This is a genomic window from Gordonia sp. (in: high G+C Gram-positive bacteria) (assembly GCF_047600385.1).
Classification (GTDB): Bacteria; Actinomycetota; Actinomycetes; order Mycobacteriales; family Mycobacteriaceae; genus Gordonia.
In genome coordinates, this window is record NZ_JASGKZ010000001.1 from 1057176 (window position 1) to 1072192 (window position 15017).

Annotated in this window: 9 protein-coding genes; 7 read left to right on the top strand and 2 right to left on the bottom strand. The window is 68.7% G+C overall.

The genetic code is table 11. The annotated features are described in order from the left end of the window. The first annotated feature begins 732 nt into the window (after window positions 1–732). From QM809_RS04685 to QM809_RS04710, 6 genes are all read left to right on the top strand, one after another. The gene (locus tag QM809_RS04685; RefSeq protein ID WP_415044653.1) at window positions 733–2721 is read left to right on the top strand and encodes a hypothetical protein; all 1989 of its coding nucleotides are present in this window, start codon (window positions 733–735) and stop codon (window positions 2719–2721) included. A 48-nt stretch (window positions 2722–2769) separates the two neighbouring features. After that, complete coding sequence (locus tag QM809_RS04690; RefSeq protein WP_415044654.1) at window positions 2770–5442, top strand: tubulin-like doman-containing protein; 2673 nt, start codon at window positions 2770–2772, stop codon at window positions 5440–5442. 48 nt (window positions 5443–5490) lie between these two features. After that, entirely contained in the window at window positions 5491–6480 is a 990-nt protein-coding gene (locus QM809_RS04695; protein WP_415044655.1) for a putative zinc-binding metallopeptidase, read from the top strand. 185 nt (window positions 6481–6665) lie between these two features. Next, window positions 6666–9392, top strand: a complete 2727-nt coding sequence (locus QM809_RS04700; protein ID WP_415044656.1) for a hypothetical protein — start codon at window positions 6666–6668, stop codon at window positions 9390–9392. Between the two features lie 6 nt (window positions 9393–9398). Beyond that, window positions 9399–12038: a toll/interleukin-1 receptor domain-containing protein gene (locus QM809_RS04705; RefSeq protein ID WP_415044657.1), complete on the top strand. Its 2640-nt coding sequence runs from the start codon at window positions 9399–9401 to the stop codon at window positions 12036–12038. A gap of 21 nt (window positions 12039–12059) precedes the next feature. After that, complete coding sequence (locus tag QM809_RS04710; protein WP_415044658.1) at window positions 12060–12308, top strand: hypothetical protein; 249 nt, start codon at window positions 12060–12062, stop codon at window positions 12306–12308. 270 nt (window positions 12309–12578) lie between these two features. Here QM809_RS04710 and QM809_RS04715 read toward each other — a convergent pair whose 3' ends face one another. Further along, window positions 12579–13673: an inositol-3-phosphate synthase gene (locus QM809_RS04715; protein ID WP_415044660.1), complete on the bottom strand. Its 1095-nt coding sequence runs from the start codon at window positions 13671–13673 to the stop codon at window positions 12579–12581. After that, window positions 13666–14349, bottom strand: a complete 684-nt coding sequence (locus QM809_RS04720; RefSeq protein ID WP_415044661.1) for a PadR family transcriptional regulator — start codon at window positions 14347–14349, stop codon at window positions 13666–13668. Before QM809_RS04720 ends, QM809_RS04715 begins: the two co-directional genes overlap by 8 nt. Before the next feature lie 169 nt (window positions 14350–14518). On the opposite strand from QM809_RS04720, the gene QM809_RS04725 reads away from it, so the two are divergent. Continuing rightward, entirely contained in the window at window positions 14519–14908 is a 390-nt protein-coding gene (locus QM809_RS04725) for a DUF5318 family protein (RefSeq protein ID WP_415044662.1), read from the top strand. Window positions 14909–15017 lie beyond the last annotated feature (109 nt).

Genomic DNA, 15017 nt, shown 5'->3' on the forward strand with positions numbered 1-15017 from the left:
CGGAGGCCGAGCCGATGAACACGAGGCACCAGTCGATTCGGCGGTCTCCGGGGCGTGTTCGACGAGCCGGGGCCTCGTCGGGCGCATGTATCATGAAGCCGTTGATGTGCGGCTCCGCCGGAACGAGCGCGGTCGAAGAACGAACCGGAGCGGAGTTGGGGGATGTGAGAACTGCCGTCATCGTCGTCGCCGCCGCCGAGGTCGTCGCCGACGCGAGCGAGTGGGCCGAGGCCGGACTGATCGCCGAGAGCCTCTGGCTGTCGGTCGACGACGCCCCGTCGACCGCTCCGAAGGCGTCGAGCGAATGGCCCGTCCGCCGCCTGAGCCCCGACGGCGTCGCCGAACCGACGCGACCGACCGACGCCCTGCGCGGTCTCGGTGCGGGCGACGACATCCGGGTCGTGTGGGTGCGTCCCCCGGAGAACGCGTTCGGCGGTCCGCTGAAGGACCTGGAATACCTGCTGCACGAGCTGGTGACGCCCGAGCGCGTCCACTGGCTCGACGTCGTCGTGCCCAGCGACCGCTTCGACACCGCCGTGACGCCGCTGCCCGGCCGGTGGACGCAGTTGCGCGTCCTCGCCGAGGACCGCGGCGCGCCGGACGCCGCCGACGCCGGGTGGGAGCCGGAGTCGGGCGTGTCCCTGCATGCGGTCCTGCTGGCGGCCGGGATCCTGGCCGGTGCGCAGCCGGTGCTCCCGTGGGGTGCGCAGCACGTGGAGCGGCACTACGAGAATGCGTGGATTCAGCCGCGTGGTGCTGGGTGCGGCCGACACGGAGCCCCTCGCCGACCGGTTCCTCCGGCAGGAGTTGCCGGTGGCCTCGGCGGGCACCGAGGGCTTCTACCCGGAGCGGTTCCGGCAGCTGCGGGGCGGCAAGGCGAAGGTGGTCGTCGGGCAGGCCGTCGACTTCCTGACCGGTCGGGAACCCGGAGAACTGGACTATCGGGGACCGCGGCCGTCGAGGATGCAGACGCAGGCGAAGGCGTCGTTCTCCCAACGTGCCCGACGCTATGCGAGTTTCCTCGGATTCGCGCTGCTGGTGCTGCTGGGCAGGTCCGCGAAACCGGTGTCGGTCGTGCGCTCGAAACAGGGGTTCCTCGGCCCCGACTACGACAGCGGCACACCGGCGTCGCTCCCCGACTGGGGCGTCCGCGTCCCGGATTTCGACGCGCTCGACGCCGACGCGGCCGAGCAGGCGTGGACGGCGCTCGACGAACTGGCCCGGACGCTGGCACACGATCCGCCGCGGTCGTCGCCGGAGACCTGGCGGCTCGTCATCGACCTGGCGACGTCGGTGAGCGACGGCGGCCCCGGTCCGGCCGGGTGGGAGCCCGAGCCGGTCGACGGCCGAACGCCGGTGCTCGCTCCGGTCGACGTGCGGGCCACGCCGCCGGAACCGGTGGTCTCCGACGTGCCCGAACTGCGGGCGGCCCGCACTCCCGCGGTGGCGGCGTCCGCGGTGACCGCCGCCGGGCTGCCGCGGAGCCCGGCGCTGGAGGCCCCCGACGACGGAAGCATCGTGGCGACCACCCCGCACGCGCTGGTCGACGAGGGCAACAGCCGTGACCGGCATCGCCTGCACGACCAGCTCGCCGGCATCGTCGTGCCCGAGGTGGAACCCGCGCACACCCTCCTCGACCGGCTCGCCGCGACGGTGAGCGGTGCCACGCTCCGGTCACGACTGGACGCCGAGCGCTGGCGGGAGTTCGCGACCGAGCCCTCGTCGGACGATCTGATCGACTGGCCCGGAGCCGCCCGGCTGTTCCGCCAGCGGGCGTTCTTCGGTGCTCTCGCGTGTGCGATCCCGGCGCTGGCCTGGGTGGTCGGCTGGTTCATCGTGCGCGCCGACGCGCCGTCGTGGCTCCGGATCTGGATCGGTCCCGCCCTGGCGCTGATCGTCTTCGTTGCGTTCCTGCTGTGGAGCGTCTCTAAGTTCTCCGCGACGTACCGCCACTACCTGGAACGCGGGCGTCGACGACTGGAGGTCCGACGACGCTGGCTGGACCGGGCCCGGGAGGCGATGATCGACAACGCCCGCCTCCGTGCGCTCGACCCGACGCTGAACCGCTGGCTGGCTCTGCTGTCGGCGCTGTACCAGGAGGGCGACGACGTGATCGCGCCCGTCGACCGGGTGCTGCCCGAGAACACCCCGCGGGCGATGGCGGTCGCGGTGCCCCTCGTCGACGACCACGAGATCACCGCGTGGCTGCGCGACCGGGCGGCCGTGCTCGGCTGGCGTTCCCGGGCCCTGGCCCGGATGCTGGCCGACGGGCTGGAGACGACGCCCGAGGAGGCGCTGGCGGCGCTCGCCGACGACGACGGCCGGGACTCCGGTGAACTGGCCGGCGTCTGCGCGCGGAGCTCCGAACTCTGGGAGCGCTACGCCGAACAGACGCGGGCCGGGGCGGCGACGGCCGTGGCCGAACGACTGGTGAACGACCCCGCCCGGCCGCTGCGCGTGATGACACCGCGATCCCGGCGCGACCAGCCGGTCCGCTACACCGATTTCGAGCGGGAACCGTGGCCGCAGGTCGGCGCGGACGACGACGAGTGGGCCGAGATGCCGGATTTCGCGGTGCATGACAGACTCGGTCCCGACACGCCCCGGACCGGGCGGATGGCGGACAACGTCTGTGCGCTCGCGGTGCGCATCCAGTTCCGCACGGTCGGCGACCGGCAGCCGGACCCGCCGCAGCCGTCGTTCGACCCGAACGACTACTAGATCAGAACGACCACCGGACCCGAACGACTACTCAGGGGGGAGAGACGCATGGCGTGGCAGCCCTTCGTGTTCGTGGGGATCGGCGAGTCCGGTGCGCAGACGCTCGACGTCGTCCGCGGCGTGCTCGGCGACACGCTGCGCAGCATCGGCTGGGAGGGATCGTGGCCCGCCGGCTGGCAGCTGGTCCACTTCGATCTGCCCGCCGACGGCGAGCCGTACTCGGTGGTGAGCGAGATGCTCGGCCGGGAGCTGGCGGCGGTGGAACCGGATCCGTGGCGGCGTCACCGTGACTGGGACTGCTGGCGACCGGTCGACGAGGAGGACCCCGACCTGGGCGCCTCCCGGTCGGCGGCGCGGGCGCGCATGCTGGCGTCGTTGGACGCGGTGGAGCAGGGGCTGACGCACATGCTGACGGAGGCAGTCTCGGCGACCGCCGTCGCCGAGCTGCGCGAGGCGGAGCGGCTCGTCACCGGCCGGGACCGGCCGGGACCGGTACGACCGCGGGCGGTGGTGGTCGGCGCGGTCCCCGGGGCGACGGGGTCGGGCATCACGCTCGACGTCGTCGACGTCCTGCGTTCGGCGGGGTGCGACGACGTGATCGCGGTGCTGTACACGCCGGAGGTCTTCGACGGTCCCGACGCCCCGGCGGGTCTCGACGCCGCGGAGAACTCGGTGCTGGCGCTGAGCGAGATCGCCGTCGGCCTGTGGGATTCGGACACCGGCTCGAACGAGCCGCTCTTCGCGTCGCGAGGCGTCCGCCACCCGCGTCGCGGCGGCGGACCGACCAGCGTGTTCCTCATCGGTGCGCCCGGGGAGTCGTCGTCCGCCGAACGGCGCGAGAACGCCTATGCGACGACGGGCCGGAACCTGGCCCTCGCGATCCTCGACGAGCGCATGACCGAGGCCTTCGACCCCGCGGGTCCCGTCGACGCCGACGAGGACGGGCTGGGGCTCTCGTCGCCGTACGGGCCGCCGGACCCGGGCGTCTTCCGCGGATTCGGCGGCGCGCGGCTCAGCGTCGGCGGCGACCGCTTCCACCGCTACGCCGCCGACCGGTTGCTGCGGATGGTCGGCGAGCGGCTGCTCGACGGTGCGCTCCCCGCACGCGCCTCCGGCGAGGAGGCCGGCGAGGAGGAGACGTCCGACGCCGGGTTCCCGGACCCGAAGGCCGTGGCCGACGAGGCGTGGCCGGAGTTCGTCGACGAATGCGCCGCACGCGACCTCGGCCGGGCCGTCGTCGACGGTCTCGGCAGGTACGGGTTCCCGGCGACACGACTGCTGGTCGACCGCCTGATCGGCATGGAGGGGGATCCCGGCGCCGACGAGGAGTCCATCCTGGAGACCTACCGCGGCGCGCTGTGCACCGCCGTCGACCGGCTGTCGCAGACCCTGCGCCCCTACATGGAGGCGGCGCCCGGGGACTCCGGGATCCCCGAGGACCTCCGCCCGCAACCCGGCGAGATCGTGCTGGCAGACCTCGACGACTTCCCCGCCCGATTCGACGAACTGTTCGCCGCAGACCCCCGATGCGTCGCCGCGGGCGGCGCCGGGGCCGGCCGCGGCGACGACGCCCTGGCCTCGATCATCGAGCAGGCGCGGTTCGTCGTCGAGGAGTCGGGGACGACGACGCTCGCCCTGGACCCGCAGCAGCTGTCGACGAGCGTGCACGCGTGGCTCGCCGACCCCGAGGGCGCCTTCGCCGGGGCGGTGCGCGAGTCGCTCGGCCACCACCTGACCGATCCGGACGTCCCGGAGAGCGAACACGTGCGCCGCTGCGCCGCGCTGGTCACCGGCTTCATCGGGTCGCTCTCGGCCTCGGCGCCCGCGCTGCGGATCGATCCGAGGATGGCCGGAGCGGTCGGCGGGCCGGGCCCGGCGTCGTACGTCGTGCGGGTGTCGGAGCTGAACGTCCCCGGCTCGCTGCCGGAACTGCGGCAGCGGCTGCAGAACATCTGGACCTCCTGGTCGGGCACCGCGGGAACGCTCGACTTCACCGACACGCCGCGCAGCGACCTGACGGTGACGGTCGTCCACGCGCGCGGACATCACCTGGTGGAGATCGCCAGCGTGATGGACGTGGTCGCCCGGGAGTCGGCGGACGTCGGCGCGGGACGCCTGCGACACCGTCGTACGCGGCCGGTGTCGAGGTGGACGCCGCTGGCGCCGCAGGCGCGGCGGCTGCTGCTCACCGGGTGGTTCGTCGCGCGACTGACCGGCGAGGCCGTCGTCGAGGGCGAGGATCTGACCGGGCTGTCCGTCACGGTCGACGGCGAGCCGCTGCCGATCCCCGTCGGGGTGCGGCCGCCGGACCCCCGGGACCAGGTGGGCCGCCTGCTGGAGGGCCTGTTCACCGCGATGATCGACGGCTACCGGAGCAGATCGCTCGACGGCCTCTGGCCGTACCGGTACCTGATCGCCCTCGGGGCGTCGATGGACGACGAGCACAACCCGCTGACCGAGTGGCTGGCGGGCGACGGATCGGCCGGCATCGGGCGGGTCCGCGAACTGGTCGCCGCCGGTTCGACGGTCTCCGGTGCCGCGCTGGCGCAGCTCAACGCGTGGGAGGGCACCTACTGGCGGTGGTCGGGCGAACTCGACGACGTCGCCGACGCCCAGCGGCATCCGACGCTCGAGGTGTGCGACGAGGTGCTCGAAGCCCTCGCGCGCCTGCGCCGGATCGTCGACCGGACGCCGCGCCCGGCCGGATCCGTCGAGGACTGATCGCCGGGGAGCCGAGCGCGCCGGCCGCATCCATGCCAGGCTGGGAATATGAAGCGATATGCCTGCCGCCGGTGTGAAGCGGAGCTGTACTTCGAGAACTCGGTCTGCGTCTCCTGCGGGGTGCACGTCGGATACTCGCGAGCCGAAGCCGAGATCGTGCCCGTCGACGAGACGGGGAAGTACGTCGACGCCGACGGCTACCTGTGGTTCGTCTGCCGGAACCTCAACCTGTCCGGGTGCACGTGGCTGGCGCCGCTGGAAGGCGGTCAGTGCTTCGCGTGCGACCTCACCCGGACGCGGCCGTCCGACGACGACGAGACCGGCCTGGCCCAGCTGGTCGACGCCGAACGCGCGAAGCGGCAGCTGGTGGCCGAACTCGATGCGCTCGGATTCCCGCTGGTCAGCAAACTGGAGGACCCCGACAACGGGCTGGCGTTCGACCTGCTGTCGAGCGTCGACCAGCAGGTGATGATCGCGCACGCGAACGGGGTGATCACCATCGACCTGGCCGAGAGCGACGACGCGCACCGGGAGAAGGTGCGCGACCAGCTCGACGAGCCGTACCGGACCATGCTCGGACACCTGCGGCACGAGGTGGGGCACTACTACGAGTGGCAGCTGGTGGAGCAGCCCGGCGGTGCGGTGCTCGAGAGGGCGCGGGAACTGTTCGGCGACGAGACCGCGTCGTACCAGGACGGCGTGCAGCGGCACTACGACGAGGGGCCGCCCGCCGGCTGGGAGGACCGCTACGTGTCCTCGTACGCGACCATGCACCCGTACGAGGACTTCGCCGAGTCCTGGGCGCACTACCTGCACATCCAGGACTCGGTCGACACGGCGGTGGCCTACGGGCTGCTCCCGGTGCGCGAGGTGCTGCGGCACGACCGGTTCGGCGATCTGGTGTCGAGCGAGTGGATCCCGCTGTCCACGGCGCTGAACGCGATGAACCGGTCGATGGGTCTGCACGACCTGTATCCGTTCGTGCTGCCGGAACCGGTGATGGAGAAACTCGACTTCGTGGCGAGCCTGCGCCCCTGACCCTCGATGAGGGGGCACCAGCTGATCTGCTCGTCTCGCTCTTCGCTTCGGCGGGAGTATTTCATCCAAAGGGACGATAGGCAGGGTGCGTAGCGGGACCTACCCTCACGAGAAACGGGGTCGATGGTGTCTCACCGGCCGGGACATGAAGGGCTGGCAGGGGCGTGAGTACAGCAGGGAGGCACGTGCCCCTCGACATGCTGGCAGTGGGCTACGACGTGAAGGTACGCGATCTTGTTCGCGAACTCGAACTCCGGGGCACACCGGTCACGCTGCTTCGGGACCTGGACGCGTCCCCCTCGGGCGCATCCGTACTCGTCCTCGTACTCGATGAGGCTCTAGAATCCTCCACGTCGGAGGAATCGGTACGGCGGTTCGCCGACCGGTACGGCGACGTGATCCCGGTGACCTCGCGCCCCGCGGGTACACCTGAGTACTTCGCCGAACTCTCGCACCTGTTGCTCACCCAGGTGCCCGTCAGTGAATCCGCGGCGACGATCACCGAGATCGCGGCCATCGGCGGCAGCCGGATCGTCGAGTGGAACCGGCTTCTTGATCGTGCCCGTGAGTGGTCCGAGGATCCTGCCCACACAGCACTTCTCACCGAGCCGGAGGTCCAGTCGGCGGAATTGCTCCTGGCCGAGGGAGTCGGGTTCTTCGACCGGACAGCGGTGGACATGGTCGTCAACTTTGTCGAGACAAGCAAGGCGGCGATAGCTAAACGCAGGAGGACCGGAATCTCGGTGCTCTCCGCCGGTGCGCTGGCCTTGGTGGTGCTGATCGTGCTCGCCGTCGTGCAGGCGCTGAACGCGAATGACTCACGGGAGCATGCTGACGAGGCTCGCCAGATGGCCGATGCCGACCGCCTGGCGGACTACGCGATACGGATGCAGGATGCCGACCCGGATTTACCGTCGATCCTGGTGAAGGCTGCGGCGAAGGTGAAACCGACCGACCGGGTGATCGGCGCCGCGAATTCGATCGCAGAGCGAACCTGGCCGCACCGGTCCGTCCGGCTCGACGGACTGCCTCTCCGGATGGGAAGGGCGGACGCGGCGCCGCGTATCGCGATCGGTACGGAAGGGGCGACCGAGGTGCGGGTCTTCGATACCGAGAAGGCAGTGGAGATCGCTGCGTTGCAGGTCGGCAAGGTGGACGACCTGGTGGCTGTTGCGATGAATCCAGTCGGCTCGACCGTCGCAGTGCAGGGGAGGACGGACAACGAGATCCGCTTGTATCCCGTTGACGGCGGTGGCGCGCGTCAGATGAAGGCACCCGAAAAGGTCAAACTCCTGGGCTGGTACGAGCCTGATCGACTGGCTGTGGCGACCGCTGAACGCCTGGCGGTGATCTCGGCTTCCGGAGGAGCCTTGACGACGGTGCTCGAGATCAGGAAGGGCGAGGAACTGCGTGCCTTCGCCACGAGCGGTGACGGCGCGGTGACCGCCGCGATCTCTGTCGATGCCCTCTACCTTCTCCGGCGTGGCACAGCGCCGGTACGGGTTCCGGTCAAGGGTGCGATGGATGTCGCCGTCGCCGAATCGGGTGATCTGATCGCCGTCGCAGGGCACCCGTCGAACACGATGGTCAGGTGGCCACGAGGCGGGAAACCGGAAGCACAGACGACCGCTGAAGCCGAGCGCGGCACCAAGGTGGTCCGCATCGACGACGGGTTCGCCTTCGCCTCGTGGGACGGACGGGTCCTGGCACCGGGCGCGAAGACCGAGGTTCTCGCACATGCGGGTGGCCGGTTCCTGGCTCAGATGGCTGGGCGGAATTCACTCGTCACGGCAGGTCAAGACAGATATGTGAGATTCTGGACGCCGCGCATGGGAGACGCCTCGGCGGTGCCACTCCCGTTCGGTCTCTCCGACATGCGGAGCGCCGCGTTCCGGCCGGGAACCACCTCCAGCCTTCTCGAATCGACGCGGAATCAGATCACCCTGCAACCCGGAGCAGAGGTGGCGACGGTGATCCATCAGCCGAACTACCTGTGGACGGTGAATGCCACCGATCGGACCGCGATCAAGAAGACCCCCACCTACTTCGGCCGTCTCAACGCAGACATGGCGCTCTCGCCCGGCGGTACGGCAGCAGTACGGGTCGTCTCCGGCGGCCTGAACTTCGGCAGAATCGGCTGGGACGGCGACCTGACCGATGGTGGGGTCATCGAGGGTAAACCGATAGGCATGACGATCGCGAGCACCGGGCGGGGGCTGGTCGCGGTCGACGACGATGCTTCGACAGCGATTCTCGCTGATTCCACGCACTTGTCCTGTTGGTCCAAGGCCGGGGGCAGTCCGAACAGGATCGACCGGACCTTCGACGCTGATCGGGCGCCGATGGCATTGATCGCGGGTACGGTCGACGGCCGGCCGGAGTGCCGGGCGCTCACCGCGGACGGGTACGTTCGCGATCAGACCGGACATGAGGAGAAGATCTCGATTCCCGGGGTGGCCGAGGGTGACGTGCGACTCTCCGCGGGAGCCTTTCAGAACCTCCAGGGCACCATCGTGGCGGTGACCGATTCCGGTGACATCTATGAGATCACGCGTTCCGCCGTGCGCAGGGTCGGGGGAACCGGACCGGGGACGCGGCCGTTTGCGGTGCGTGTCTCGCCTTCCGGAAAGACCATCGCGGTGATGGGACGTGCGGGGTCGTCGTACATCGATCGAGCGTCGGGCAGAGAGCTGAGGCAGGTCCCCGCGGTAGGGACGTCGTATATCAGCGACGTCGCTTTCCGCTTGGACAGCGGTTCGAATGCGTTGCTCACGATCACTTCGATGGGGGCCGTCGGATCGTTATCGCTGACCAGTGACTGCGAGGGCGCTCTGTGCAATGTCATCGGTCCTCGCCCGGCGACGTCGCGTGAGCGCGCAGATTTCCACATCCCGGCCGGAACAGGCGAGTAATCTTTCATGGCTGACATCGCCATTTCCTATTCGCACCGCGACGTCGACTTCGTTCGCCTCATCGAGGCACGGGCGCGGGCCGCAGGCCATACCGTCTGGCTCGACGACCCGAGCGATCGTGGTGAATACGGTGCCGGAATGACTCTGCCCAGTGGGCAGAACCACTGGGATGTGATCTCCCGGGAGTTTGTGAACGCCACGGCCGTCGTCGTGCTCCGGACACCGAGCTGGGAGGGCTCGGAATACTGCTGTCGGGAGTGGGATCTGCTGACCGAGTGGGGAAAATGGACGGCCTGCGCGACACCGAACGACATTCGTGGGTTCGATCAGTTACTCGCCGACTTCGGCCGCTACGCCCCCGTCGCCGATGCGCACGCACGGTTGGTCGACGCGGCCCGCCACGGACGCGACGCCGGATCGGTGAGCCTGTTCGAACGTTTGCTCTCCCGGTCCGAGGCGACCGACGCGCAGCGTGTGGTCGACGAGGCATTGGCCGCACCCTGGCAGATGCTCACACCGGCCCTCGACCCCTACTTGCGCGAGGTGCTCGACCGACGAAACGCTGGTCGGAAGCGCCTGCGGCGAGCCGCGATCACCAGCGTGTCGATTCTCAGCGTGCTGGCATTGCTGAGCGTGGTGGCCTGGGTGATTGCGCTGTTCGCGCAGCGTTCGGCGCAGGAGAATGCCGACCGCTCGCGGGCTTTGGCGCTGGTGGCGAGGTCGGAGACTGAGTCGGACACTCTGAAGGCTGTCGCTCAGGCGGAAGAAGCGGTCAAGCTGTACCCCACTGCACAGACGAATGATGCGTTGGCGGTGGCACGGAGCCGAGACAGCCGTCTCCGGACCGGTTCGGTGCGTTCAGGCACATATGTCTCGCTCGTACTTGCGCCGGGCACCAGGCGTGCTGCGGGGGTGGGGCTGGACGAGATACACGTCTTCGACCCGTCGACGGGTGCACCGATCTCCACGATCGCCGATACCACCGGGCCGAGGTTCGGGGCACTCGTGTTCGCTCTCTCCGGCGAGGAACTCGTGTATATCGACACCAAACGAAACCTGATCAAACGGCCGGTCGACGGTGGCGGCCCACAGATCCTTGCCTCGGGCGTGCAGACTCTCGCGGCCGACGGCGATCGTATCTGGTGGAGTACAGTGAACGATCTGATCTCGTCGGACTACGCCGGTCAGGACCGCACGACGACCCCACTCGAGACTCCGCTCAACTTTCTCACGGTGGACTCCGAGCAGCAGTTGGCCGACGCGATCGACTCAGGCGGGTCGCTTGTGACGTTCGAGCTGGATTCCGGACGCGCCAAGGTGCGCAGCGCGAGGAAGATCGGTGGAGGCGACAAGGCCCACAACCCGAATTCGCGAGTCAATCCGGTGGCGACGCGTTGCGGAGATCGGGTGTTCGGCTCGATCGCGAACTATCGGATGAGGCTGCGGGGTACAGACTTCCTCGCGGACAGCACCGGTATCTCGGTCAAACGCGCGTCGTCGAGCAATCAGCCGCCACTCTGTTTCGGGAACGATGCGCTGGTCGCCGGAGTCATCGGCGCCTTCGGCACTTTCCGGACATTCGACGGAGCTCCGGTACCTCTCCTTCGGCAAGGAACGGTTTCGACAGACGGTCGCGGTGCCGCGGCGGACGAGAACCAGTCACGATTCGCACTGGCGCGTGGCGACGACGGACGCGTGTATGGAATCTCCCCGGAGGGCAGTCTGCGATCTTTCGAGCCGGCGTCGGCCGCGACCGTGGCACGGACATCGAATCAGGCGACGGATACGACCTCCGGGGACAAGAAGCCAAGTGATGCCGAGGCCGCCGAGATCATCGCCGCTGCCGAGGTCGGTGGCGGGATCATCGGTTTCGACAAGATCGGCCGGTTGATCTCACTGGACGACGGCCGGGTACTCGCCGAAAGCGCCGGGACGGTGGCACCGAACCTGTTCGCGGTCAACGACTCGGGAATGGCCATCGCAACGATGACCAGGACTCTCTTCGTCGACCAGCGCCGAGTCCTGGTTCGCGGGAAGGGATCGGGCGCGCCGGGGGAGTTGGTCGGGTTGACTAGCGCGGGCGACGGCAGACGATTCGTGGCGACATACATCGATCACGTCAACCTGGTCAACGTGCGTGGAGAGGTGGAGCGCACCTACAATTTCCCGTGGTCGGGCGACGACCAGGTGATCGCAGCGGCGGTGTCGCCGGACGGTCGTGAGATCTCCGTCGGGACCTTCTCCGGCCGGGTGGCACTGATACGCGGCGACGAAGAGCCGGTGTTCCTGAAGGATGACCTCACAGCGAGTGCGAGTACTCAGCTCGCCTTCACTTCGAAGGGAGACCTTCTCGCGGTGACCCCGGAAGGGCAGCTGTTGCGACTGAAACGTGGCGACGGCGTTCTGGAGGTCGACAAGTCCGTACTGTTTGGCGCGTCCGCCGTGATGCTGCACAGTGCTGGGAATCGCATTCTGGTGACGGGGAATCGTACAGATTCCGCGGTGTACCGGGCCGATGATCTCGGCGTGATAACGCGGGTGAATTCGGGTGTCGCGGCTCCCTACAGCGTGCAGTTCGGCGCTGGACGGAACGAACTGATCGGTCTCGGCGCAGGTGGCCTGGTCCGCGTGCCGCTGTCCGAGTGAGAGGGAGGAGCGAGACTCGTCGTGGTGATCGAGAATTACCGCCGCATATTGGCAGCCGTCGCCCGGAAATGGGATCGGGTCGGGCTGGTGCCGGCCGAAGCGCTCGAGGCCGTCGGCCCCACCGTCAACGAGGTGGTGTGGCAGGGCGCCGACCTGCTCCCGGCCCTGGAGTGCCAGCCACTGCGGTTGCTGGCCAGGATCCTCCCCGCGCCATCGGAGCAAGACCTTCCGCACCACCGGCTACGACTTCGAGGTGATCCTCGGAACTGATGTGGTGTCGGCGATGAGCGGTCCTGATCCTGACCGCGAACTGTGGCCGGATCTTCGTCATCGATGATCGTCGGAGGCGGCGGTGTGCCGTTCGCGGATACGCGAACGCCCGCCCCGGGAAGAGTCCGGGGCGGGCGTCGTTCGGTTCGCTCGCGGAGCGAGTGGTCTCGACTCCGCTCGACCAGCGAAAGGAGAACTCAACCGGTGAAGGGAGAGCTCAGCCGGTGAGGTCTGCTCGGCCGGTGAGGGCGGAGCTCGACCAGGGGCGTCTTACTCGGCGCCGATGATGAAGGCCTCGAGCTGCTGACGCGCGATGTCGTCGGCGATCTGCTTGGGCGGGCTCTTCATCAGGTAGGCCGAGGCCGGGAGGATCGGGCCGCCGAGGCCGCGGTCCTTGGCGATCTTCGCCGCGCGCACCGCGTCGATGATGATGCCGGCCGAGTTGGGCGAGTCCCAGACCTCGAGCTTGTACTCCAGGTTCAGCGGCACGTCACCGAAGGCGCGGCCCTCGAGACGGACGTACGCCCACTTGCGGTCGTCGAGCCAGGCGACGTAGTCCGACGGGCCGATGTGCACGTTCTTGTCGTACACCTTGCCCGAGAGCGGGCCGGTCAGGTTGCTGGTGACGGCCTGGGTCTTGGAGACCTTCTTGGACTCCAGACGCTCGCGCTCGAGCATGTTCTTGAAGTCCATGTTGCCGCCGACGTTCAGCTGGTAGGTGCGGTCGAGCTCGACGCCGCGATCCTCGAACAGCTTCGCCATCACGCGGTGGGTGATGGTGGCGCCCACCTGGCTCTTGATGTCGTCGCCGACGATGGGGACACCGGCGTCGGCGAACTTCTTGGCCCACTCGGGGTCCGAGGCGATGAAGACCGGAAGCGCGTTGACGAAGGCGACGCCCGCGTCGATGGCGCACTGCGCGTAGAACTTGTCGGCCTGCTCGGAGCCCACCGGGAGGTAGCTGACCAGGACGTCGACCTCGGCGTCCTTCAGGACCTGCACGACGTCGACGCCGTCGCCGTCGGCCTCGGTGATGGTCTCCTTGTAGTACTTGCCCAGACCGTCGAGGGTGTGGCCGCGCTGGACGGTCACGTCCAGCGGCGGGACGTCGGCGATCTTGATGGTGTTGTTCTCGCTGTTGCCGATCGCCTCGGAGAGGTCGAAGCCGACCTTCTTGGCGTCGACGTCGAACGCGGCGACGAACTTCACGTCGTTGACGTGGTACGGGCCGAACTTCACGTGCATCAGGCCCGGGACGGTGGCGTTCTCGTCGGCATCTTTGTAGTAGTGGACGCCCTGGACCAGGGAGGCGGCGCAGTTACCCACGCCGACGATGGCCACGCGCACTGTATTGGTGTCACCCACGGTCGGGTTCTCCTTCTTCTTGCGGCGGAACGGCGGATTGCGGTGCCGCCGAGTTCTTTCCTTCTTCACCGTTGCCGGATCTCCCGGCCGCGGTCAGATCTGTGGGGTTCGAGCCGACCGGTCCGGTCGTGCCGTTCCCGGTCGCGTCCGGCGAATTGGCTTCGTCGGCGATCAGCTTGTTGAGCCACTGCACTTCGCGCTCGGAGGTCTCCAAGCTCAGTTCGTGCATCTGGCGGGTGTAGTGGTCGGAGCCCAGGCCCGCGCGACTGAGCAGTTCGCGCAGTGATTCGCGACGCTCCTCCACCTGGCGGCGGCGGCCTTCCAGGATCCGCATCCGCGCCATGGCGGGGGTGCGGCTGAAGAAGGCGAGGTGCACGCCGAAGCCGTCGTCGGTGTAGTTCTGCGGCCCGGTGTCGGCGACCAGCTCGGTGAAGCGGCCCTCGCCCTGCGGAGTGAGGCGGTAGACGCGGCGGCCGCGGCGCACCTTGGTGCCGGTGGGTCCGGGGCTGTCGTCTTCGACGATGAGTCCGTCGGCCTGCATGCGCCGCAGGGTCGGGTACAGGGACCCGTACGAGAACGCGCGGAACGCGCCGAGCAGGCCGGTCAGGCGCTTGCGCAGCTCGTATCCGTGCATTGGGGACTCGAGCAGGAGGCCGAGGATGGCCATCTCCAACATGAGCGCCCCCTTCCGGCTGCTGCGACTGGACCTGTGTGGCCGCTACTTCGTCGTGATGTAGCAGTGAATGTATCGTAACGATATAACTTGCACCTAACCCCTGAGTAAGGCGGGAAGTTGATATCCATCACACGACGGTGTCGGCGGCTGCGGGACTACTCTGGGCCTCGTGCACCGAAGGGTCGTCGACTACGCGCTGGCCAAGCGCGCGAAGCTGGCGGAGGTGCGCGCCGGACGGATCGGCCTCGACGAGGTCTGCGACGCCGACGCGTACCTGCTGAGGGCTGCGCAGTTCCACGGCGTTCCGACCGGTCTGGCCTGCCCGGTCTGCCGGAAGGAGCAGGTGACCCAGGTGTCGTGGGTGTTCGGTTCGTCACTGGGGCGGACGTCGGGGTCGGCCCGGATGCCTGCCGAGATCGCGCGGCTGGACGCCCGGGCGGGCGAGTTCGCCGTGCACGTGGTGGAGGTGTGCCGGACCTGCCGTTGGAACCATTTGATCCGCTCGTACGTTGCGGGACTGGCGTCGGCGGCGGAACCGCGCAAGCGGGCCGCGGAATAGCGGTCGTTCGGAGCCCCGGTGGAAGTCCCGAGCGGCCGGGAGAGTTGAACAGTGGCAGCTGTGCCGTCACAGTATTGAAAGGCGTTCGTTCGTTCGTAGGACGCCGGTA

Bases quoted from the DNA above. Each gene is read 5' to 3' on its own strand.
- QM809_RS04685 (WP_415044653.1), top strand. From the start codon at position 733: ATGCGTGGATTCAGCCGCGTGGTGCTGGGTGCGGCCGACACGGAGCCC.
- QM809_RS04690 (WP_415044654.1), top strand. From the start codon at position 2,770: ATGGCGTGGCAGCCCTTCGTGTTCGTGGGGATCGGCGAGTCCGGTGCG.
- QM809_RS04695 (WP_415044655.1), top strand. From the start codon at position 5,491: ATGAAGCGATATGCCTGCCGCCGGTGTGAAGCGGAGCTGTACTTCGAG.
- QM809_RS04705 (WP_415044657.1), top strand. From the start codon at position 9,399: ATGGCTGACATCGCCATTTCCTATTCGCACCGCGACGTCGACTTCGTT.
- QM809_RS04720 (WP_415044661.1), bottom strand. From the start codon at position 14,349: ATGTTGGAGATGGCCATCCTCGGCCTCCTGCTCGAGTCCCCAATGCAC.